Genomic DNA, 21,975 nt, shown 5'->3' on the forward strand with positions numbered 1-21,975 from the left:
GAGATAAAATCATGAGATGGTATAAAAAGATGAGCTTAATTGCTACTACAGGACTCTGCCTTTTGGGACTGTCAGCTTGCAGTAGCCAAGAGGAGTCAACTGATGGCAAGGTAACGATTGAGTTTTTTAACCAGAAGACCGAGATGGCGGATACCTTGCAAAGGATAGTGGATGATTTTGAGAAGGAACACCCTACTATTGATGTAAAACTGACGACTGTTCCCGCAGCTGGAATTGTTCTGAAGACTCGGATTTTATCAGGAGATGTTCCAGATATTATTAATATCTATCCTCAAAATATGGATTTTCAGGAGTGGGCAAAAGCAGGTTATTTTGCAGATATGACGGGGAAATCTTATCTTGAGAACATCAAGAACGACTATGCTGAAAAGTATGCAATCAATAACAAGGTTTATAGTGTGCCTTTAACGGCTAACCTTTATGGAATCTATTACAATAAAACAACGTTTAAAGAATTAGGACTTGAGGAACCGAAGACTTTTAAAGAGTTTCAAGAGATTGTTAAAAAGATAAAAGATAGTGGGAATTCTCCATTTGCAGTTGCAGGCAATGAAGGCTGGACATTAAATGGTTACCACCAACTTTCTCTCATTACTATTACAGGTAGTGGAGATGCGGCTAATAACTACCTTCGCTTTTCAAAACCAAACGCTATCTCTGCAGATGATGCTATTTTAAAAGCCGATGCAGAACGACTCGATTTATTGGCAGATAATGCTCAAGATGGTTGGCGTGGTGCTTCTTATAATGATGCGGTGGTAGCATTTTCGAGTGAAACAGCTTTGATGATGCCACAAGGATCATGGGCATTAGCCGCAATTAATCAACAGGATCCAAAATTTGAGGTGGGGATGTTTGCCTTCCCAGGAGAAGAAGTAGGAAAAGAAGTTACTGTTGGTGCAGGGGACATGGCATTATCAACTTCGGCTACTACTAAACATCCTAAAGAAACCGAAGAATTTATCAGCTATATGACTAGTCCAAAAGCTATGCAGTCATATTATGATGTAGATGGATCACCAGTTGCTGTAAAAGGCATACAGGAAAAAGAAGACTCAGCGCTTACAGAGATTTCTAAACTGGCATTTACTGACAAACATTATGTTTGGTTGGGCCAACACTGGAATTCTGAAGAAGATTTTTTTAATCTAAGTGCAGGATACTTGATGGATAAAAATCTGAAAAATATGGCAAACAATCTCAATGCTTTCTTTAATCCAATGAAGGCAGATTTGGACTAGAATAGGAGTTAAGATGATATGGCTTTTCGAAAATTTTTAAATAAATACTGGGGTTGGACCTTTTTGCTCATCCCACTTGCATTACAAGCTATCTTCTTTTACTTTCCAATGGTACAAGGTGCTTTCTATAGTTTGACTAACTGGACTGGATTGACCTATAATTATAAATTTGTTGGTTTGAATAACTACAAATTGCTTATGATTGATGGGAAATTCTTCACAGCGATTGCTTTTACTTTGATTTTAACTCTGGCATTGATTATTGGAGAGATTACGATTGGGATGGTTGTGGCACGAGCCTTGAATTCTAAGATGAAAGGACAGACCTTCTTTAGAGCTTGGTTCTTTTTCCCAGCTGTTTTATCTGGTTTGACAGTTTCCTTGATTTTTAAACAATTTTTCAACTATGGTCTTCCAACGATTGGAAGAATTTTAGGGATTGGTTTTTTACAAGAGAGTCTATTAGGAACACCTGTCGGAGCGGTAGTGGCAACTATTTTTGTTCTTCTATGGCAAGGAGTAGCAATGCCAATTATTCTCTTTCTTGCTGGTCTTCAGAGTATTCCATCTGATATTTTAGAGGCTGCATCAATTGATGGTGCAACAAGTAAACAAACCTTTTGGAAGATTGAATTGCCATATTTATTGCCAACGATTTCTATGGTTTTTATTCTGGCTCTTAAGTCCGGTTTGACAGCCTTTGACCAGATTTTTGCCTTGACGAGTGGTGGTCCAAATAATGCTACAACGTCTCTTGGACTTTTAGTCTACAACTATGCTTTCAAGAGTAATCAATATGGATATGCGAATGCAATTGCCTTGATCTTATTCTTAATTATTGGAATTGTTTCTCTTATCCAAATCAAGCTATCTAAGAAATTTGAAATCTAATAGAGGAGTCCTACACATGAAAAAAGAAGAAAAATTGAATCAGTTTTGGAAATATGTCCTCTTGATAGTCGGTGGTATTCTTATACTCGTTCCTTTGTTGGTAACGGTTTTCAGTTCCTTCAAGACAACCAAGGATATCATGAATCATTTCTTTAGTTTGCCAAACCCTTTTACATTAAGTAATTACGAACGCTTAGTTTCGGATGGGATCGGAGGCTATTTCTGGAATTCAGCTGTTATTACGGTGTTATCATTGATTGTAGTAGCTTTCTTTATACCAGCTGCAGCTTATTCCATTGCTCGAAATATGTCCAAGAAAAAAGCCTTTGCAATTATGTATTCGCTCTTGATTTTAGGTATATTTGTTCCATTTCAGGTGATTATGATTCCCATCACAGTTATGATGAGTAAACTCGGTCTAGCAAATATGTGGGGGCTAGTAATACTCTACCTAACTTATGCTATTCCACAGACCCTCTTCTTGTATGTTGGTTATATAAAAATCAGTGTACCAGATAGTTTGGATGAAGCTGCGGAAATCGATGGGGCTGATCGTTTTACAATTTATCGTCGAATCATTTTTCCGATGCTGAAACCCATGCATGCTACAACCTTGATTATCAATGCACTATGGTTCTGGAATGACTTTATGTTGCCACTGTTGATTCTGAATAAGGATTCCAAGATGTGGACTTTGCCTCTCTTCCAATACAACTACCAAGGTCAGTACTTCAATGACTATGGCCCAAGTTTTGCATCTTATATTGTGGGAATTGTAACGATAACCATTGTCTACCTCATCTTCCAAAAACATATCATTTCAGGAATGAGTAACGGAGCAGTGAAGTAAGAAGTGCTTAGGGAATCTATAATTCCATACACAGATGAACGATTTAGCTTATTGACAATTCTATGTAGAAAACAAGAAAGTCGTACTTAGTTGCTTGCAGTTTAGTACGAGTCCAATGTGAACAAAAATCTAAAAATATCTTTCATTTACGAAGCCAGGTCATATGAGACTTGGCTTTCATCAGAAAAAGGAGACCATCTATGATCATTCAAAATAAAACTATGTTGATTACTTACTCAGATAGTCTTGGAAATAACCTTAAAGACTTGTATGAGAATTTGGAAGAACATTTTGGCGATGCTATTGGGGGAGTTCACCTTCTACCATTTTTTCCGTCAACAGGTGATCGTGGATTTGCGCCTGTTGACTATGACGAAGTGGATCCAGCTTTTGGTGATTGGGAGGATGTTAAGCGTTTAGGTGAGAAATATTATCTTATGTTTGACTTTATGATTAACCATATTTCTCGTCAATCTAAGTATTATAAGGACTATCAAGAAAAACATGAAGCTAGTGAATTTAAAGATCTCTTTTTAAACTGGGACAAGTTTTGGCCGGAAAATCGTCCGACACAAGCTGATGTAGATTTAATTTACAAGCGTAAGGATCGTGCACCAAAGCAAGAGATTATTTTTGCAGATGGTTCAGTAGAACATTTATGGAATACATTTGGTGAGGAGCAGATTGATCTTGATGTGACCAAAGAAGTAACGATGGCATTTATCCGTAAGACAATTCAACATCTAGCAAGTAACGGGTGTGATTTGATTCGTCTAGATGCCTTTGCTTATGCAGTGAAGAAATTGGATACCAATGATTTCTTTGTGGAACCAGATATTTGGAATTTATTGGACAAAGTTCGAGATATCGCTGCTGAGTATGGGACAGAGCTCTTACCTGAGATTCATGAGCATTATTCGATTCAGTTTAAAATAGCGGACCATGATTACTATGTTTATGATTTTGCTCTTCCAATGGTGACCCTTTATACTCTTTACAGTTCTAGAACAGAGCGTTTGGCTAAGTGGTTAAAGATGAGCCCGATGAAGCAATTTACGACACTAGATACCCATGATGGGATTGGAGTGGTGGATGTCAAGGATATCCTGACTGATGATGAAATTGATTATGCTTCAAATGAGCTCTATAAGGTTGGAGCGAATGTCAAACGGAAGTACTCTAGTGCGGAGTATAACAATCTAGATATCTACCAAATCAATTCAACCTATTATTCTGCGCTTGGAGATGATGATGTCAAGTACTTCCTCGCTCGTCTGATTCAAGCTTTTGCTCCAGGCATTCCTCAGGTTTACTATGTGGGTCTATTAGCAGGAAAAAATGACTTGAAATTATTAGAAGAAACCAAAGAAGGTCGAAATATTAATCGTCATTACTATAGCAATGAGGAAATAGCAGAAGAAGTTCAACGTCCTGTGGTGAAGTCTCTTCTCAATCTATTTTCTTTCCGTAATCGATCAGAGGCCTTTGACCTAGAAGGGACTATTGAGATAGAAACACCAACAGCTCATAGCATTGTAATCAAACGCCAAAATAAAGACAAGTCCGTAACAGCAGTAGCAGAAATTGATCTGCAAAGTCAGACCTATCAAGTAGTGGAAAACGGCAGAGAAATTCGGTTTTAGTACCATATCAATAACAGAGTTTTTTTGTGGCGAAAACGTGTTCATTGTTCCCAAATGACGGAAAAAATGGTAAAATTAAAAGATAGTTTAGCATTTATCTTCTGGAGAAATCCAGAACAGAAAGGATCCGTTTTGAAATCAATTGGATTACTGGATAAGATAAGAGGGCTTTCGAAAAAAGATTTCTTTTTGTATCTGATGATCATAAGTATCTTTTTACCTTTTTATTTATTCTTAGCGCTCTTTGCTTTATATTTGATAGGTTTACTTGTTACTGGGGAGATGAAGGGAATTATCAAAGGATTGGCAAAACATCCTGTACTTCTCTTTTTTATTGCCTACAGTAGTATCATCTCCATCGTCGCCAAGAACTGGCTTGGATTGGTTGCATCTTTACTGATGTTTCTCTTCCTCATTTTCTTTAGCTTCTACCAGAAACGTCTGACGCATGCTTTCTTTCGACTGATTCTGCAGACAATCTTGTTTGGTAGTGTGCTCTCTGCTGTTTTTGCTACTTTGGAGCATTTCCAAATTGTAAAGAAATTTAATTATGCCTTTCTTTCGCCCAATATGCAAGTATGGCACCAGAATCGTGCAGAGGTGACCTTCTTTAATCCGAACTACTATGGGATCATTTGTTGCTTCTGTATCATGATTGCCTTTTATCTCTTTACAACGACGAAGCTAAGATGGTTGAAAGTCTTTTGTGTGCTAGCAGGTTTTGTGAATCTATTTGGTTTGAATTTTACACAAAATAGAACAGCATTTCCTGCCATCATCGCTGGTGCCATCATTTATCTCTTTACAACCATTAAAAACTGGCGTGCCTTCTGGCTCAGTATTGGAGTTTTCGGGATTGGCCTTTGTTTCCTCTTCTCAAGCGATTTGGGTGTCCGTATGGGAACACTAGATTCTTCAATGGAGGAGCGTGTTTCAATCTGGAATGCGGGTATGACTTTGTTTAAACAAAATCCGATCTGGGGTGAGGGTCCACTGACCTATATGAATTCCTATCCGAGAATCCATGCACCCTACCACGAACACGCGCATAGTCTTTACATTGATACTATTTTGAGTTATGGTTTGATTGGAACCATTCTCCTATCCATTTCTTCGGTTATCCCGGTTCACATGATGATGGATATGAGTCAGGAGTCTGGTAAACGACCAATTATCGGTCTTTATCTCTCTTTCCTTACAGTAGTCGCTGTACATGGGATTTTTGACTTGGCTCTCTTCTGGGTTCAGTCAGGATTCATCTTCTTGCTGGTTATGTGCAGTCTACCACTGGAACATCGAACACTGGTATCCGAAATGACAGATTAAGTTGATCAAGATTAGAGATCTTCTACTTTAGGTAGGAGGTCTTTTTTTGTTTGGTGGAAATTATTTCTAAATCGAAATAGTTGACAGATGGAATGATAAGTATTACAATGGAATATAATTCGATATAGAAATAAATTGGAGAAGTCATGAAAGATAGTCATTTAGTAGCCCATCATATTCGTTTGTTGAATGGGCGGATTTTTCAAAAGTTACTGAATCAGGATCCTGAAGCCCTTTATCGGAGTGAACAGGGCAAGATTCTCACTGTTTTATGGAATAGTGAGACAGGATGCGCTACGGCCACAGATATTGCGCTGGCGACTGGTCTTGCCAACAATACACTAACAAGCATGATTAAGAAACTTGAAGAGCAAAACCTGGTCATCATCAGCCCCTGTGGAATAGATAAGAGAAAAAAATATGTCAAGTTGACGGAGCGTGGTTGGTCTCAGAAAGAAGTTGGCAGTCGTGTCAGTCAAAAATTAGATGCGATTTTTTATAAAGGCTTCTCAGAGGAAGAAATTCGCCAGTTTGAAAGTTATCAGGAACGCATTTTGGACAATCTGAAAGAGAAGGAAAATGAGGTTTAGAATGGGGTAAATTAGTTATTAAAAGTTTGGTAACTTGATCAACCGAGGAAAGTTTTAAAATGAGGACTGAGAATGATTGAATACAAAAATGTGGCGCTACGCTATACAGAAAAAGATGTCTTGAGAGATGTCAATTTACGGATTGAGAATGGGGAATTTATGGTTTTAGTTGGGCCTTCTGGGTCCGGTAAGACGACCATGATCAAGATGATTAACCGTCTCTTAGAACCGACTGATGGAAATATTTATATGGATGGCAAGCGCATCAAAGACTATGATGAGCGTGAACTTCGTCTTTCTACTGGTTATGTTTTACAGGCCATTGCTCTGTTTCCCAATCTAACGGTTGCGGAAAATATTGCTCTCATTCCGGAGATGAAGGGCTGGACTAAGGAAGAAATTGCGAAGAAAACAGAAGAGCTTTTAGCTAAGGTTGGTTTACCAGTAGCTGAGTATGGGCATCGCTTACCTAGTGAACTATCTGGTGGAGAACAGCAACGGGTCGGCATTGTCCGTGCTATGATTGGTCAGCCTAAGATTCTCCTCATGGATGAGCCCTTTTCGGCCTTGGATGCTATTTCGAGAAAACAGTTGCAGGTTCTGACGAAAGAATTGCATAAAGAGTTTGGGATGACAACGATTTTTGTGACCCATGATACGGATGAAGCTTTGAAATTGGCGGACCGTATTGCTGTCTTGCAGGATGGAGAGATTCGTCAGGTGGCGAATCCTGAGACGATTTTAAAGGCTCCTGCAACAGACTTTGTAGCAGACTTGTTTGGAGGTAGTGTTCATGACTAATTTGATATCAACTTTTCAGGAGCGTTTTGGTGATTGGGTAACAGCTCTATCTCAACATTTGCAGTTGTCACTTTTGACCTTGTTACTAGCTATTTTTATTGCAGTCCCCTTAGCGGTATTTCTTCGTTATCATGAAAAGATGGCGGACTGGGTTTTACAGATTGCAGGGATTTTCCAGACTATCCCGTCTCTAGCCTTGTTAGGACTCTTTATACCCTTGATGGGAATTGGGACCTTACCGGCCTTGACAGCTCTGGTGATTTATGCGATTTTCCCGATTTTGCAAAATACTATCACTGGGCTGAAGGGAATTGATCCAAGTCTACAAGAGGCTGGAATTGCCTTTGGGATGAATAGATGGGAGCGACTCAAGAAGTTTGAAATTCCACTTGCTATGCCTGTCATAATGTCTGGTATTCGGACGGCAGCGGTTTTGATTATCGGTACGGCAACCTTGGCTGCCTTGATTGGGGCAGGGGGACTGGGTTCTTTTATCCTTTTGGGAATTGACCGCAATAATACTAGTCTGATTTTGATTGGGGCCCTTTCTTCTGCAGTGCTGGCCATTGCCTTTAACTTCCTACTAAAAGTGATGGAAAAAGCAAAATTGCGGACGATTTTCTCTGGTTTTGCCTTGGTGACCATATTGCTCGGTCTGTCTTATAGTCCAGCCCTTTTGGCTCAAAAAGAGAAAGAAAACTTGGTGATTGCTGGGAAATTGGGACCAGAACCCGAAATTTTGGCTAATATGTATAAATTGTTGATTGAAGAAAATACCAGTATGACTGCGACTGTTAAGCCGAATTTTGGGAAAACAAGCTTCCTCTATGAAGCTCTGAAAAAAGGGGATATTGATATCTATCCTGAATTTACTGGTACGGTGACTGAAAGTTTGCTTCAACCAGCACCTAAAGTAGGTCATGAGCCAGAGCAGGTTTATCAGGTGGCGCGTGATGGCATTGCCAAACAGGATCATCTGGCCTATCTCAAACCTATGTCTTATCAAAACACCTACGCTGTAGCTGTTCCGAAAAAGATTGCTCAAGAATATGGCTTGAAGACCATTTCGGACTTGAAAAAAGTGGAAGGGCAGTTGAAGGCAGGCTTTACTCTGGAGTTTAATGACCGTGAAGATGGAAATAAGGGCTTGCAATCAATGTATGGTCTCAATCTCAATGTAGCGACCATGGAGCCAGCCCTTCGTTATCAGGCTATTCAGTCAGGTGATATTCAAATCACGGACGCCTATTCGACCGATGCGGAATTGGCGCGTTATGATTTGCAGGTCTTGGAGGATGACAAACAACTCTTCCCACCTTATCAAGGGGCTCCACTAATGAAAGAAGCTCTTCTCAAGAAACATCCTGAGTTGGAGACGGTTCTCAATAAATTGGCTGGTAAAATTACTGAAAGCCAGATGAGCCAGCTCAACTACCAAGTCGGTGTTGAAGGCAAGTCAGCAGAACAAGTAGCCAAAGAATTTCTACAAGAACAAGGTTTGTTGAAGAAATAAATGAAGAGGAAAGTCAGGGGCAGCCACTAGCCACTTTCTTCAACAGACAAAATCCCATCTCGTCTATAATTCGAGATGGGATTTTTAATGTTAGAGTAAGATAAACAAGAGCGCAATCAAAGCCGCTAGTGTGCCCCTTATAATGTGGTGCGATATATGTTGACTTTCTTGCTGTTGCCCATTCCAGTAAGCACCGTAGCAGATGATGCTAGAGCCCACTATCCATAAGACGACAGTTGCAAGCGGGATAAAGAAAAAGATAGCAAGAGCTAGTGAGGTGAGACAGCTCCCTACCAAGATACACATATTTCCCCGACAGTAATTTTTTTCTTTCATGGCTGCGAAAGCAGCTGCGAGATGGAGAAGTGAAAAACCGAGAGCTAATACAATCGTCAGTATTCCTAGGATAATAGAATTTAACATGGTTGATTCCTTTCTTCGTGACAGGATTAAATTTCGAGTGATTTTGTAGAAGTCATCTCAATCACATCTAAGTAAAATCTCACTACTTGGTCTTCTGTATAAGATTTTCCTTTTTTTAGCCACCAGGTTAGTGTTTCGATAAAATTGGTTACTACAAAATGTTTGAGGTAGGAAGCCGGAATGTTTGGATAGGCCTCTTGCAAGTCCTCCGCTACCATGGGGTAAACATGGTGTTCGAGTTCCTTGTGTAGTTGGCGGAGAAAGTAGTCGTTTTTTGAAAAAAGAAGACTGGTGACATGGTCTTGATTTTTTTGAAAATGTAAAAAGATATGTGCGAGGTAGCCTTCTGTAGTTAAGTGTTCTTCCCTTTCAAAGAGATGATGAAAGAGGTAGCGACAGAGTTCATCTAAAAGCAGCTCCTTGCTATCGTAGTGACAGTAAAAGGTCGAGCGCCCAACATCTGCCAAGTCAATGATATCTTGGACAGTAGTGGCATCATAGCCCTTGTCGTTCAAAACTTGTAAAAAAGCTTGATAAATAGCTTTTTTCGTCTTACTAACCCGACGATCTCTTTTTTGCATATAGACACTTGAGGCAAACTATTCAGAACTGAACAAGGCTGACAGTTTGCTTCTATCCTTTCTTTGGATTTTATTAGATAATACAAATGAAAGAAGTATATATACCTATTATACCAAAGGAGGGAGAGAAATGAGTTCTAAAACATCTATCTGGCTAGCCTTTTTCTTGAATCTATCATTTTCTGTTGTCGAATTTATTTTTGGGGGCATCTTCAATTCAAGTGCTGTATTAGCGGATGCGGTTCATGATTTGGGCGATGCTCTTGCCATAGGTTTATCAGCTTGTTTGGAAACTATTTCCAATCGTCAGGAAGACAAACGTTATACTCTTGGTTATAAACGCTTCAGTCTGCTAGGCGCCATCCTAACGGCTGTGATTCTTATGATAGGATCTGTCCTAGTGATATTGGAAAATATCACAAAGATAGTTCACCCTCAACCTGTCAATGAGGAAGGCGTCCTCTGGCTAGGAATCATTGCAGTAAGTATCAATGTGCTAGCTAGTCTAGTAGTTCGTAAGGGAAAGACAAAGAACGAGTCAATTCTGAGTCTGCATTTTTTGGAAGACACTCTTGGTTGGTTGGCTGTCATTCTAATGGCGATTATCCTCCGGTATACAGATTGGTATATCCTCGATCCGCTCTTATCTCTTGTCATTTCCATCTTCATTCTAACAAAAGCCCTTCCTCGCTTTTGGAGCGCCCTAAAAATTTTCCTAGATGCTGTGCCTGAAGGGGTAGATATCAAACAAGTGAAGAATGACTTGGAGCAATTGGACCATGTGGTCAGTGTTAATCAGCTCAATCTCTGGACTATGGATGGTTTGGAAAAAAATGCCATTGTTCATGTTTGCCTAGAAGAGATTGAACATATAGAGTATTGTAAAGAATCCATTCGTAATTTACTTAAAGATTATGGCTTTCAAAATGTCACCATTGAAGTTGATGCAAACCTAGCAAGTCACCAAACCCATAAGCGAAAAATTGAGGAGCTGGAAGCCAGTCAAAGTCATGGACATCATCATTCATAAAAAGTCGATTTTCTGTTTGTTGATTATTTTTGATGAATTGTAAATGTAACATATTTACTCCACTATGAAATTGTGATAGACTACATATATCACTGAAAGGAGATAGGCGATGTTACAGCTACAACACATTTCAAAAGTCTATCATACGGGCGATCAAGAGTTCCACGCGCTAAAGGATATCTCGATTCGCTTCCGTGAGAATGAGTTTGTCTCCATTCTCGGGCAGTCGGGTTCTGGGAAAACCACCCTATTAAATATCATCGGGGGACTCGACCAATACACATCTGGTGATTTACTCATCCAAGGAAAATCAACAAAGCAATTTAAAGACCGCGATTGGGATAGCTACAGAAACCACACCATCGGTTTCGTCTTTCAGTCTTATAATCTCATCGGGCACCAAACTGCACTCTCTAACGTAGAAATTGCAATGACTCTTTCGGGCGTTTCAAAAACAGAACGTAAGAAACGTGCTATCGAAGTGCTCGAACGCGTAGGCCTAAAAGACCATTTATACAAGAAACCAAGTCAAATGTCTGGGGGACAAATGCAACGAATCGCGATTGCGCGTGCTCTTGTTAATGATCCAAAAGTCGTTTTAGCCGACGAACCGACAGGAGCGCTCGATTCTGAGACTTCTGTTCAAATCATGGATTTATTAAAAGACATCGCCAAGGAACGTTTGGTTATCATGGTGACGCATAACCCAGAGCTGGCACAGAAGTACTCCACACGTATCGTACAAGTATTAGATGGAAACATCTTGAGCGACTCAAACCCATGCAAACCAACAGAGGAGACAAAGCAAGTCGACATCCAGTTCACGAAGACGAAGATGAGCTTTATAACCGCTCTTGTACTTTCCTTTAATAACCTATTGACGAAGAAAGGTCGTACCTTACTAACAGCTTTTGCGGGTTCTATCGGGATTATCGGGATTGCTCTTATCTTAGCCCTTTCCAATGGTGTGAGTGACTACGTTAAAAAGGTGCAGGAAGATACTCTCGTCTCTCTCCCACTGACGATTAGCGAGCAGAACCAGAGCAACTTGTTGGCAACCTCTCCAGATTTGAGTGAGAAGCCTTACAAGGATAATCATGAGCTGGGTATCAATACGATTTTAACGAATTTATTGAAAAAACAGATCGGAAAGAACGACTTAGCATCCTTCAAGACTTACTTGGAGGAACACGCTTCGAAGGTCGGATCTCTCACAAAAGACATTCGTTACCGATACAATTTACAACCGTTTATCTATGCAAGTGATATTTCCAACGGACCCAAAAGTATTCTGCCTTCAACCTTAGCTGATGAAGTAGAAACAGCGAACCAAACGATGAAGGGATACTTACAAAACCTAAACTACTGGAGTGAACTTTCTAGTGATTCTTCAATGCTAGAAAGCAAGTACGACGTGTTGGAAGGACGCTTCCCACAAGATAAGTCCGAGCTCGTCCTTATCGTAGATGAAAACAATCAAATTAGCGACTTGTTGCTCTATAGTTTGCGTATCAAAGATCCCAGTGAATTGAACGATACGAAGAAGCTCGACGAACTCTCTTCTCAAACGTATCAATATAGTGATTTTATCGGAAAAACTTTCAAAGCAGTTGTTAATACAAACCGTTTTGTGAAAGAAAATAACTTATGGGTCAATAAGATTGATAATGCTTCTTATATGAAAACTCAAATCGAGAATGGGCTAGAACTTAAAATTGTGGGTGTCCTTCGCCAAAAAGACGGCACAAGTTCAGGAGTGAATGCTCCTTCAGGAGGAATCGCCTACACAAGCGCCCTTATTGATTACACTTCCGAACACATTCAAAATAGTGATATCGTTAAGGAACAGGAAGCCAATCAAAATCTAAATGTATTTACGGATAAAGACTTTGCCAAAGATCCTAAACCATTCAGCTCGGAGAATTTAACCGAAGAAGAAAAAATTCAGTTGGCTAAAATGACGCCTGAAGAACAGGCGCAGTATATCCAACAATATAACGACAATTCGGCTTCAACTTACGAGGAAAACCTCGCAAAAATGGGCGTCATCAACAAATCCAAACCAGCTGCCATTGAGCTCTACACCTCTTCGTTCCAACAAAAACAAGACTTAAAAGAATTCATAAACGCCTATAACACGGTGAAAAAAGAAGCTGGAGAAGACGATAAGGTACTCGCTTATTCAGATGATATCCAAACTATCATGTCTTCAATTACGACATTGGTTGGTGTAGTGACAACAGTACTCGTTGGCTTTGTAGCCATCTCACTCATTGTATCTTCTATAATGATTTCGATTATCACGTACATTTCAGTTCTCGAACGTACAAAAGAAATCGGAATCCTACGTGCAATGGGGGCTTCGAAGAAAGATATTCGTCGTATCTTCACTGCTGAAACAGCCATCGAAGGATTTATCTCTGGGGTGCTCGGTATCGTGATTACCCTCCTTGCGACATTCCCAATCAATGCGATTGTTGCGAAAATGACAAATGTGGAAAATGTAGCGCAATTACCAAAAGAAGTAGCTCTAATCCTTATCGGTATTTCGATTGTCCTCACCATGTTAGCCGGTCTAATCCCTTCACGCATCGCTGCTAAGAAAGACCCAGTCGAATCGCTTCGTAGCGAATAACAATTAAATCCCAAAAAGGTGGATAAAGGAATATTTCTTTATTCACTTTTTCTATTCATTCCTCGTACTTTCCCTCAGAGTCAGTCTAGTTCCCAGCATGGTCAGACTAGGAATTTTGCGACCGTGGAGAACTTCTTTATTAAGAATATCCATCCCTGCTCGGCCCATTTCTTCGGTATAGACGGTGATGCTCGATAGGGGAGGATAGACCTGCTTGGTCAGGCTGGTATCGTTGAAAGAAACGAGGCTGACGCGATCTGGTAGGCTGATTCCAGCTTCTTGGAGGGCACGGAGGGCGCCGATGGCTAAACTATCGCTAGCAGCGAAAAAGGCTGGTGGGAGTTGTTCTCCTAGCTTGTGAATGGCCTCCTTCATCAAGTCATAGCCAGACTGGGCAGTAAAGCTCCCCTGAAAGACCAGTTCTTCATGGTAGATTCCATTTGCTTGGGTAATATCTTTGAAATTTTCTAGTCGCTTATCTTGGATGGTTTCTTCTTGGTCAGTTGTTTCCTCAAGTCCTGTTAGAATGCCAATCCGATCCAGCCCCTGACTGAGAAAATGGTCTACAACTTGTTTTACAGCAGTGTAAAAGTCAGTGATAATACAGGTATGTCCGAATGAAAGTGTATCGCTATCTAAAAAGACCAAGGGTTTTTGGTATTCTTCAAAGGCAGAGATCTGTGATCGGCTGAACTTTCCGATGCAAAGTATCCCAATCACTTCCTCGCTCAATGTAAAGGGATGATCGTTAAAATAGCGCAAGATATCATAGTCCAACTCTTGGGCTCTTTTTTCAATACCGAGACGAATCTGATAGTAGTAGAGATCGTCCAACTCCCCTTGTTCGCTGACCCATTGGATAATGGCAATCTTTTGCTTGGGTTTGTGGGATTCGCCTGTCTTGAGGTGCTTAGTATAGCCCAGCTCTTCAGCGACGGTTAAAATACGGTGTCTGGTTTCTTCTGTAACAGATAGGCTCTGGTCGCGATTGAGGACACGAGATACGGTCGCGATAGAGACAGAGGCTAGCTGTGCAATGTCTTTTAAGGTAGCCATAAATTCTCCTTCTTTTAGGTTAGTATATCATATTTTTCTTCTTTTTACCGATTGTTTAGTAAAACTTTAGTAAAAAGGATTGACCTTAGCAAAAGCCTTGGATACAATAGAAGAAAACGATTACACGTTAAGGCGACTTAACGGATAGTCAAAGGAGAATTTATATGACACAACATCTTACTGCTGAAGCCCTTCGCAAAGACTTTCTTGCCGTTTTTGGTCAAGAAGCAGACCAAACTTTCTTTTCACCAGGTCGTATCAATCTGATTGGTGAACATACAGACTACAACGGTGGACACGTTTTTCCAGCTGCTATTTCTTTGGGAACATACGGTGCAGCTCGCAAGCGTGACGACCAAGTTTTGCGTTTCTACTCAGCCAACTTTGAGGACAAGGGTATTATCGAAGTTCCTCTTGCTGACCTCAAGTTTGAAAAAGAGCACAGCTGGACCAACTATCCAAAAGGGGTTCTCCATTTCTTGCAAAAAGCTGGGCACGTCATTGACAAAGGGTTTGATTTTTATGTTTATGGGAATATCCCAAATGGTGCTGGCTTGTCTTCTTCAGCATCCTTGGAACTCTTGACAGGAGTCGTGGCAGAGCATCTCTTTGATTTAAAACTAGACCGTTTGGATTTGGTTAAAATCGGAAAACAAACAGAAAACAACTTTATCGGAGTCAACTCTGGTATCATGGACCAGTTTGCTATCGGTATGGGAGCTGACCAACGTGCTATTTACCTAGATACCAACAGTCTTGAGTACGATTTGGTGCCACTTGATTTGAAGGACAATGTCGTTGTCATCATGAATACCAATAAACGCCGTGAATTGGCGGACTCTAAATACAATGAGCGCCGTGCTGAGTGTGAAAAAGCAGTGGAAGAATTGCAAGCTGCTTTGGATATTCAGACCTTGGGTGAATTGGACGAGTGGGCCTTTGACCAATACAGCTACCTGATCAAAGACGAAAATCGTTTGAAACGTGCTCGTCATGCTGTGCTTGAAAACCAACGTACCCTTAAAGCTCAAGTAGCCCTTCAAGCAGGTGATTTGGAAACATTTGGCCGCTTGATGAATGCATCACACGTTTCTCTTGAGCATGATTATGAAGTAACTGGCTTGGAATTAGATACCCTTGTCCACACAGCTTGGGATCAAGAAGGTGTTCTCGGTGCTCGTATGACAGGAGCAGGTTTTGGAGGCTGTGCCATTGCCTTGGTTCAAAAAGACGCTGTTGAGGCCTTTAAGGAAGCTGTTGGCAAGCATTATGAGGAAGTGGTTGGATATGCTCCAAGCTTCTATATCGCTGAAGTTGCAGGTGGCACTCGCGTCCTTGACTAGTCAAAAGGAGGCTCTATAGTGACCTTAGTAGATAAATTTGTAACACATGTCATTTCTGAAAGTTCATTTGAGGAAATGGATCGAATCTACCTGACCAATCGTATCTTAGCACGAGTGGGCGAAGGCGTTTTGGAAATTGAGACGGATCTGGATAAAGTGATTGACCTCAAGGACCAGCTGGTCGAGGAAGCTGTTCGATTAGAGACGATTGAGGATAGTCAGACCGCGCGTGAAATCCTTGGTGCTGAATTGATGGACTTGGTGACCCCTTGTCCAAGTCAGGTCAATCGTGACTTTTGGACAACCTATGCCCAATCTCCCAAACAGGCAATTGCGGACTTCTACCAACTCAGCCAGAAAAATGACTACATCAAACTCAAGGCCATTGCTAAAAATATTGCTTATCGTGTTTCATCTGATTACGGAGAACTTGAGATTACCATCAACCTCTCTAAGCCTGAAAAGGATCCAAAGGAGATTGCAGCAGCCAAGTTGGCGCAAGCTAGCCATTATCCCCAGTGTCAGCTTTGTCTAGAGAACGAAGGCTATCATGGTCGGGTTAACCATCCAGCTCGTAGCAATCACCGCATTATCCGTTTTGAAATAGCTGGTCAGGAGTGGGGCTTCCAGTATTCGCCCTATGCATACTTTAATGAGCATTGTATCTTCTTAGACGGCTTGCATCGTCCCATGGCCATTAGTCGTCAGAGCTTTGAGCGTCTGCTGGCGATCGTAGAACAATTTCCGGGCTATTTTGCGGGCTCGAATGCCGACCTTCCGATTGTGGGGGGGTCTATTCTAACTCATGACCACTATCAGGGAGGCCGTCACGTATTTCCTATGGAATTGGCTCCCTTGCAAAAGGCCTTCCGATTTGCTGGTTTTGAGCAGGTCAAGGCTGGGATTGTCAAGTGGCCTATGTCAGTGCTACGTTTGAACTCGGATTCTAAAGAGGATTTGATCAACTTGGCTGACAAGATTTTACAGGAATGGCGCCAGTATTCAGATCCTGCAGTGCAGATTTTAGCAGAGACAGACGGGACACTGCATCACACCATCACACCGATTGCTCGTAAACGAGATGGACAATTTGAGTTGGACTTAGTCTTGCGGGACAATCAGACATCGCCAGAGCATCCTGACGGCATCTATCATCCCCACAAGGATGTCCAACATATCAAGAAGGAAAATATCGGCTTGATCGAGGTCATGGGCTTGGCAATCTTACCACCTCGTTTGAAAGCAGAAGTGGAGCAAGTCGCTAGCTACCTCGTGGGAGAAGGGGTTACAGTTGCCTCTTATCATCAAGAGTGGGCAGAGCAACTCAAAGCTCAATATCCAGACATAGCGGATAAAGAAAAAGCCCTTGAAATCGTCAAGGACTCTGTGGGTGCTATCTTTGCACGTGTTTTGGAGGATGCGGGGGTTTACAAGCAGACGGAACAAGGACAGGCAGCCTTTATGCGCTTTGTGGAGCAGGTCGGAATTTTGCCAGACTAGGAGCTTTCTCCTTGCACAGTCCTATAAAAAGTAGTATCATAGTGTCGTTTGAACTATCAGGAGGAAACGATGAAAGATTTTCATTTTGACGCTATATCTGCCTTTGAAAATTACGAAATTGAACAAATGAGAGATGGTCACGTTGAGGTGACGACCAAAGTAGTGGACTCGTCGCTCAACTACTATGGCAATGCCCATGGTGGCTATCTCTTTACCCTTTGTGATCAGATTAGTGGTTTGGTGGTTATCTCGCTGGGGCTTGATGGAGTGACGCTTCAGTCCTCTATCAACTACCTCAAGGCAGGAAAACTCGACGATGTGCTGACCATTAAAGGAGAATGTGTCCACCAAGGTCGTACAACCTGTGTCGTAGATGTCGATATCACCAATCAAGAGGGCAGAAATGTCTGCAAAGCAACCTTTACCATGTTTGTCACAGGCCAGCGGTCAGAAGAAAGACAGGTGAGGATATAAAGTACTGAGAGTTGAACTGCACTCTAAGAGTTAGACATTTCTCTGTCGAACTTTTGGAGTGCAGGTTAGCTTTGATTCTCGTAGATGAACCAACTGCTTCACTAGACCCCAAAAATTCTGAGGAGCTACTTTCTATATTAGAATCTCTAAAAAATCCGAATCGAACAATTATTATTGCGACCCACAATCCTCTTATCTGGGAGCAAGTAGACCAAGCGATTCGAGTTACCGATTTCTCTCATCGATGATAAGAGAACATTAAGTTAGAAGAAAGAGTCACAAATACACTTTGTGGCTTTTTTATTTCCATAAAAATGGTAAAATAGTAGGAGTAGAAATGGAGTTTGAGACATGAAAGTAATCGATCAATTTAAAAATAAGAAAGTCCTTGTTTTAGGTTTGGCCAAGTCTGGTGAGTCTGCGGCTCGTTTGTTGGACAAGCTAGGTGCCATTGTGACAGTAAATGACAGCAAGCCTTTTGAAGAAAATCCTGCTGCTCAAAGCTTGCTAGAAGATGGGATCAAGGTTATCACTGGTGGGCATCCTTTGGAATTGTTGGATGAAGAGTTTGCTCTGATGGTGAAAAATCCAGGGATTCCTTATAGCAATCCCATGATTGAAAAGGCTTTGGCAAAGGGTATTCCAGTCTTGACTGAGGTGGAGTTGGCTTACTTGATCTCAGAAGCGCCAATTATCGGTATCACTGGTTCAAATGGGAAAACAACCACAACGACCATGATTGGGGAAGTTTTGTCTGCTGCTGGTCAACATGGTCTCCTATCAGGGAATATCGGCTATCCAGCCAGTCAGGTTGCTCAAACTGCTACAGCCAAGGACACGCTCGTCATGGAACTTTCTTCTTTCCAACTGATGGGTGTCCAAGAATTCCATCCTGAGACTGCGGTTATTACCAACCTCATGCCCACTCATATCGACTATCATGGTTCTTTTGAGGAGTATGTGGCAGCCAAGTGGAATATCCAGAACAAGATGACAGCAGCTGATTTTCTTGTTTTGAACTTTAACCAAGATTTGGCAAAAGAATTGGCTACTAAAACACAAGCCACTGTTGTTCCATTTTCAACACTTGAAAAGGTTGATGGAGCCTATCTAGCAGATGGTCAACTTTACTTCCGTGGGGAAGTGGTCATGGCAGCGAGTGAAATCGGTGTTCCAGGTAGCCACAATGTAGAAAATGCCCTTGCGACCATTGCAGTAGCTAAGCTTCGTGGTGTAGACAACCAAACCATCAAGGAAACTCTTTCAGCCTTTGGTGGTGTAAAACACCGTCTCCAATTTGTGGATGAGATTAAGGGTGTGAAATTTTATAACGACAGTAAATCAACCAATATCTTGGCAACTCAAAAAGCCTTGTCAGGATTTGACAACAGCAAGGTCATTTTGATTGCAGGTGGTTTGGACCGTGGGAATGAATTTGACGAGCTGGTGCCAGATATCACTGGACTCAAGAAGATGGTCATCCTCGGTCAGTCTGCAGAACGTGTTAAACGGGCAGCAGATAAGGCTGGTGTGGCTTATGTAGATGCGACAGATATTGCTGATGCGACCCGCAAGGCCTATGAGCTCGCGACTCAAGGAGATGTGGTTCTCCTCAGTCCTGCCAATGCTAGCTGGGATATGTATGCTAACTTTGAAGTACGTGGCGACCTCTTTATCGACACAGTAGCGGAGTTAAAGGAATAATATGAAAAAAATTGTCTTTACAGGTGGGGGGACGGTTGGACACGTCACCCTCAACCTTTTGTTAATGCCCAAGTTCATCGAAGACGGCTGGGAAGTTCATTATATCGGAGATAAGCATGGAATCGAACACCAAGAAATCCTCAAGTCAGGCTTGAATGTGACCTTCCATTCCATTGCGACTGGGAAGTTGCGTCGCTATTTCTCTTGGCAAAATATGCTGGATGTGTTTAAAGTTGCCTGGGGTATCGTCCAATCCCTCTTTATCATGTTACGACTTCGTCCGCAAGCTCTTTTTTCTAAGGGGGGATTTGTCTCTGTACCGCCGGTTATCGCAGCGCGAGTGTCAAGAGTGCCAGTCTTTATTCACGAATCTGACCTGTCTATGGGCTTGGCCAATAAAATTGCCTATAAATTCGCAACCAAGATGTACTCAACCTTTGAGCAGGCTGCTGGTCTTGCAAAAGTCGAACATGTGGGGGCAGTGACCAAGGTTTCAGACCAAAAAACTTCAGAGCTAGATGAATTGGTGGATATCCAAACCCACTTTAATCCTAAATTACCCACAGTATTGTTTGTCGGTGGTTCTGCAGGAGCTCGTGTCTTTAACCAATTGGTGACAGATCATAAGCAAGAACTGACAGAGCGCTACAATATTATCAATCTCACTGGAGATTCAAGCCTCAATGAGTTAAGTCAAAATCTCTTTCGAGTAGACTATGTGACGGATCTCTATCAACCTTTGATGGAGATGGCAGATGTGGTGGTGACGCGTGGCGGTGCCAATACGATATTTGAGCTCTTGGCCATGGTGAAACTCCATCTCATCGTACCATTGGGTCGTGAAGCAAGTCGAGGAGACCAGATTGAAAATGCAGCCTACTTTGTTAAGAAAGGCTATGCAGAAGAACTGCAAGAAAGTGACTTGACCTTGGAAAGCTTGGAGGAGAAACTCAGTCACTTGCTTAGTCACAAGGATCAGTACCAAGCTAGCATGAAAGCTTCAACTGAATTGAAATCTCTTGATGATTTTTATGCCCTACTAAGAAAAGACTTATCATAAGGAAAACCAATGTCAAAGGATAAGAAAAAAGAATCAAACCAGAAGAAAGAATTGTCTGAATGGCAGAAACGGAACCAAGAATATCTGAAAAAGAAGGCTGAGGAGGAAGCTGCCCTAGCTGCGGAGAAGGAAAAGGAAAAACAAGCTCGAATGGGGAAAAACTCTAAGTTGTTAGAGGAAAGTAAGAAGTCACCAAGTGATTCCAACCAGAACGAAATTGTTCCAGACGAAGAACCATCCGAAAAAGAAGAAAAATCACAAAAGGATGAGCCTAAAGTCAAAGAGGAAAAAGAGAAGAAGAAAAAAGAAAAACCAGAAAAACCTGCCAAGCCGAAAATTGCTCCTGTTCATATTTGGCGAGCTGTGAGTATCTTAGTACCGAGTGTTCTGGTTCTCCTCCTTTCTATCTATCTCTTGACCCCTCTTTCGACTATCAAGCATATCGAGGTTAAGGGCAATGTCCAGACTCAAGCGGATGACATTAAACAGGTTTCTGGCATTCAGGATAGCGACTATACCTTGTCTTTGTTATGGAACAAGGAGAAGCACGCTGAGAAGATCAAGTCTAATCACTGGATAGAGTCAGCAAAGATTGATTACAAATTTCCGACAAACTTTACGATTGAAGTTAAAGAGTTTGAGATTGTTGGCTACTATGTGACAGGTGAAGACCACTATCCAATCCTATCTAGTGGAACAATTGACTCAAGCCCTGTCAACCTTTTGAACCTGCCTGAGACCTACCTAACAGTCACCTTTAACGATGAGCAGCAGGTGAAGGATTTGATAACGGGTCTTTCTAGCATCAGTGAGGATATAAAGAGTCAAATCCAGAAGATCGAACTAGCTCCAAGTAAAGCAACTGCCGATCTTCTAAAAATTACTATGCAGGATACAGATGAAATAGTAGTTCCCTTGTCAGAGTTGAGTAAGAAATTACCTTATTACAGCAAAATTAAGCCACAACTAGCAGAACCGAGCTTCATTGATATGGAGGCAGGAATCTATAGCACCAGCCTAGCTGATAAACGTTTAGAAGAAGCTGAGGAAAAGGCTAAACAAGAAGCTAAAGAAGCGGAGAAGAAAAAACAGGAAGAAAAAAAAGCTGAAGAAAAGAAACAAGAATAAGAATCTTCAGTTTTTACTTGACAAGTGTCGTTATAAATAATAGAATAGTAGAAAACTTTTAAAGCAGTCCAGAGAGGCAGCTAAGGTTAGACAGTGAAAGGGTAGAGACTCTACCCGTTTTTCGTGGAACCTAGCTGCTAGCAGGTTCCTTTTTTTGAGCAATGG

At 41.4% G+C, this 21,975-nt stretch carries 19 protein-coding genes and 1 pseudogene; 17 read left to right on the forward strand and 3 right to left on the reverse strand.

What is annotated here, in order from left to right; translation table 11 throughout:
- Window positions 1–11 precede the first annotated feature (11 nt).
- The 8 genes from M1F97_RS08245 (at window position 12) to M1F97_RS08280 (ending at window position 8,876) form a co-directional block, all read left to right on the forward strand.
- A complete protein-coding gene (locus M1F97_RS08245; RefSeq protein WP_247944785.1) occupies window positions 12–1,262 on the forward strand; it encodes an extracellular solute-binding protein in 1,251 nt (416 codons plus the stop codon).
- Window positions 1,263–1,280: 18 nt separating this feature from the next.
- On the forward strand, window positions 1,281–2,153 hold the full coding sequence (locus M1F97_RS08250; protein WP_247944786.1) for a carbohydrate ABC transporter permease: 873 nt from the start codon (window positions 1,281–1,283) through the stop codon (window positions 2,151–2,153).
- A 16-nt stretch (window positions 2,154–2,169) separates the two neighbouring features.
- Window positions 2,170–3,003 carry a carbohydrate ABC transporter permease gene (locus M1F97_RS08255; protein WP_132972488.1) on the forward strand — a complete coding sequence of 278 codons (834 nt, stop codon included), beginning with the start codon at window positions 2,170–2,172 and terminating at the stop codon, window positions 3,001–3,003.
- A 200-nt stretch (window positions 3,004–3,203) separates the two neighbouring features.
- The gene (gene gtfA, locus M1F97_RS08260; RefSeq protein WP_247944787.1) at window positions 3,204–4,646 is read left to right on the forward strand and encodes a sucrose phosphorylase; all 1,443 of its coding nucleotides are present in this window, start codon (window positions 3,204–3,206) and stop codon (window positions 4,644–4,646) included.
- A gap of 132 nt (window positions 4,647–4,778) precedes the next feature.
- On the forward strand, window positions 4,779–5,972 hold the full coding sequence (locus M1F97_RS08265; RefSeq protein WP_139690328.1) for an O-antigen ligase family protein: 1,194 nt from the start codon (window positions 4,779–4,781) through the stop codon (window positions 5,970–5,972).
- Between the two features lie 146 nt (window positions 5,973–6,118).
- Window positions 6,119–6,562 (forward strand): MarR family winged helix-turn-helix transcriptional regulator, encoded by a 444-nt coding sequence (locus M1F97_RS08270; protein WP_169447242.1) that lies wholly within the window; start codon window positions 6,119–6,121, stop codon window positions 6,560–6,562.
- A 72-nt stretch (window positions 6,563–6,634) separates the two neighbouring features.
- The gene (locus tag M1F97_RS08275; RefSeq protein ID WP_004262153.1) at window positions 6,635–7,363 is read left to right on the forward strand and encodes an ATP-binding cassette domain-containing protein; all 729 of its coding nucleotides are present in this window, start codon (window positions 6,635–6,637) and stop codon (window positions 7,361–7,363) included.
- Window positions 7,356–8,876 carry an ABC transporter permease/substrate-binding protein gene (locus tag M1F97_RS08280; protein WP_247944788.1) on the forward strand — a complete coding sequence of 507 codons (1,521 nt, stop codon included), beginning with the start codon at window positions 7,356–7,358 and terminating at the stop codon, window positions 8,874–8,876. The genes M1F97_RS08275 and M1F97_RS08280 overlap by 8 nt, the downstream gene beginning before the upstream one ends.
- A 90-nt stretch (window positions 8,877–8,966) precedes the next feature.
- On the opposite strand, the gene M1F97_RS08285 is transcribed toward M1F97_RS08280, so the two are convergent.
- Both M1F97_RS08285 and M1F97_RS08290 read right to left on the reverse strand, forming a co-directional pair.
- Window positions 8,967–9,299, reverse strand: coding sequence for a glucuronide permease (locus M1F97_RS08285; RefSeq protein ID WP_125849248.1), 333 nt, complete (start codon window positions 9,297–9,299; stop codon window positions 8,967–8,969).
- Window positions 9,300–9,325: 26 nt separating this feature from the next.
- Entirely contained in the window at window positions 9,326–9,880 is a 555-nt protein-coding gene (locus tag M1F97_RS08290; protein ID WP_125849247.1) for a TetR/AcrR family transcriptional regulator, read from the reverse strand.
- Window positions 9,881–10,010: 130 nt separating this feature from the next.
- Here M1F97_RS08290 and M1F97_RS08295 point away from each other — a divergent pair, with 130 nt between their 5' ends.
- Both M1F97_RS08295 and M1F97_RS08300 read left to right on the forward strand, forming a co-directional pair.
- Window positions 10,011–10,910: a cation diffusion facilitator family transporter gene (locus M1F97_RS08295; RefSeq protein WP_247944789.1), complete on the forward strand. Its 900-nt coding sequence runs from the start codon at window positions 10,011–10,013 to the stop codon at window positions 10,908–10,910.
- Window positions 10,911–11,019: 109 nt separating this feature from the next.
- Entirely contained in the window at window positions 11,020–13,545 is a 2,526-nt protein-coding gene (locus tag M1F97_RS08300) for an ABC transporter ATP-binding protein/permease (RefSeq protein WP_247944790.1), read from the forward strand.
- Between the two features lie 51 nt (window positions 13,546–13,596).
- Here M1F97_RS08300 and galR read toward each other — a convergent pair whose 3' ends face one another.
- Window positions 13,597–14,601: a LacI family DNA-binding transcriptional regulator gene (gene galR, locus M1F97_RS08305; protein ID WP_247944791.1), complete on the reverse strand. Its 1,005-nt coding sequence runs from the start codon at window positions 14,599–14,601 to the stop codon at window positions 13,597–13,599.
- 164 nt (window positions 14,602–14,765) lie between these two features.
- Here galR and M1F97_RS08310 point away from each other — a divergent pair, with 164 nt between their 5' ends.
- From M1F97_RS08310 to M1F97_RS08340, 7 genes and pseudogenes are all read left to right on the forward strand, one after another.
- A complete protein-coding gene (locus M1F97_RS08310) occupies window positions 14,766–15,944 on the forward strand; it encodes a galactokinase (RefSeq protein ID WP_247944792.1) in 1,179 nt (392 codons plus the stop codon).
- A gap of 18 nt (window positions 15,945–15,962) precedes the next feature.
- Window positions 15,963–17,444: a UDP-glucose--hexose-1-phosphate uridylyltransferase gene (locus M1F97_RS08315; RefSeq protein ID WP_247944793.1), complete on the forward strand. Its 1,482-nt coding sequence runs from the start codon at window positions 15,963–15,965 to the stop codon at window positions 17,442–17,444.
- A 69-nt stretch (window positions 17,445–17,513) separates the two neighbouring features.
- The gene (locus tag M1F97_RS08320; protein ID WP_000651219.1) at window positions 17,514–17,918 is read left to right on the forward strand and encodes a PaaI family thioesterase; all 405 of its coding nucleotides are present in this window, start codon (window positions 17,514–17,516) and stop codon (window positions 17,916–17,918) included.
- A 71-nt stretch (window positions 17,919–17,989) separates the two neighbouring features.
- Window positions 17,990–18,166, forward strand: a pseudogene (locus tag M1F97_RS08325) (AAA family ATPase); the annotation flags it as partial.
- Between the two features lie 103 nt (window positions 18,167–18,269).
- Entirely contained in the window at window positions 18,270–19,622 is a 1,353-nt protein-coding gene (gene murD / locus M1F97_RS08330; RefSeq protein ID WP_247944794.1) for a UDP-N-acetylmuramoyl-L-alanine--D-glutamate ligase, read from the forward strand.
- A 1-nt stretch (window position 19,623) separates the two neighbouring features.
- The gene (locus M1F97_RS08335) at window positions 19,624–20,682 is read left to right on the forward strand and encodes a UDP-N-acetylglucosamine--N-acetylmuramyl-(pentapeptide) pyrophosphoryl-undecaprenol N-acetylglucosamine transferase (protein WP_247944795.1); all 1,059 of its coding nucleotides are present in this window, start codon (window positions 19,624–19,626) and stop codon (window positions 20,680–20,682) included.
- A gap of 9 nt (window positions 20,683–20,691) precedes the next feature.
- The gene (locus M1F97_RS08340) at window positions 20,692–21,810 is read left to right on the forward strand and encodes a cell division protein FtsQ/DivIB (RefSeq protein ID WP_247944796.1); all 1,119 of its coding nucleotides are present in this window, start codon (window positions 20,692–20,694) and stop codon (window positions 21,808–21,810) included.
- Window positions 21,811–21,975 lie beyond the last annotated feature (165 nt).

This window comes from Streptococcus oralis (genome assembly GCF_023110435.1).
Classification (GTDB): domain Bacteria; phylum Bacillota; class Bacilli; order Lactobacillales; family Streptococcaceae; genus Streptococcus; species Streptococcus oralis_CF.

Coding starts and splice junctions, on each gene's coding strand:
- M1F97_RS08280 (WP_247944788.1), top strand. CDS start 7,356: ATGACTAATTTGATATCAACTTTTCAGGAGCGTTTTGGTGATTGGGTA.
- M1F97_RS08250 (WP_247944786.1), top strand. CDS start 1,281: ATGGCTTTTCGAAAATTTTTAAATAAATACTGGGGTTGGACCTTTTTG.
- M1F97_RS08290 (WP_125849247.1), bottom strand. CDS start 9,880: ATGCAAAAAAGAGATCGTCGGGTTAGTAAGACGAAAAAAGCTATTTAT.
- M1F97_RS08270 (WP_169447242.1), top strand. CDS start 6,119: ATGAAAGATAGTCATTTAGTAGCCCATCATATTCGTTTGTTGAATGGG.
- gtfA (WP_247944787.1), top strand. CDS start 3,204: ATGATCATTCAAAATAAAACTATGTTGATTACTTACTCAGATAGTCTT.
- M1F97_RS08245 (WP_247944785.1), top strand. CDS start 12: ATGAGATGGTATAAAAAGATGAGCTTAATTGCTACTACAGGACTCTGC.
- M1F97_RS08335 (WP_247944795.1), top strand. CDS start 19,624: ATGAAAAAAATTGTCTTTACAGGTGGGGGGACGGTTGGACACGTCACC.
- M1F97_RS08310 (WP_247944792.1), top strand. CDS start 14,766: ATGACACAACATCTTACTGCTGAAGCCCTTCGCAAAGACTTTCTTGCC.
- M1F97_RS08340 (WP_247944796.1), top strand. CDS start 20,692: ATGTCAAAGGATAAGAAAAAAGAATCAAACCAGAAGAAAGAATTGTCT.
- M1F97_RS08300 (WP_247944790.1), top strand. CDS start 11,020: ATGTTACAGCTACAACACATTTCAAAAGTCTATCATACGGGCGATCAA.
- galR (WP_247944791.1), bottom strand. CDS start 14,601: ATGGCTACCTTAAAAGACATTGCACAGCTAGCCTCTGTCTCTATCGCG.
- M1F97_RS08295 (WP_247944789.1), top strand. CDS start 10,011: ATGAGTTCTAAAACATCTATCTGGCTAGCCTTTTTCTTGAATCTATCA.
- M1F97_RS08275 (WP_004262153.1), top strand. CDS start 6,635: ATGATTGAATACAAAAATGTGGCGCTACGCTATACAGAAAAAGATGTC.
- murD (WP_247944794.1), top strand. CDS start 18,270: ATGAAAGTAATCGATCAATTTAAAAATAAGAAAGTCCTTGTTTTAGGT.
- M1F97_RS08255 (WP_132972488.1), top strand. CDS start 2,170: ATGAAAAAAGAAGAAAAATTGAATCAGTTTTGGAAATATGTCCTCTTG.
- M1F97_RS08285 (WP_125849248.1), bottom strand. CDS start 9,299: ATGTTAAATTCTATTATCCTAGGAATACTGACGATTGTATTAGCTCTC.
- M1F97_RS08320 (WP_000651219.1), top strand. CDS start 17,514: ATGAAAGATTTTCATTTTGACGCTATATCTGCCTTTGAAAATTACGAA.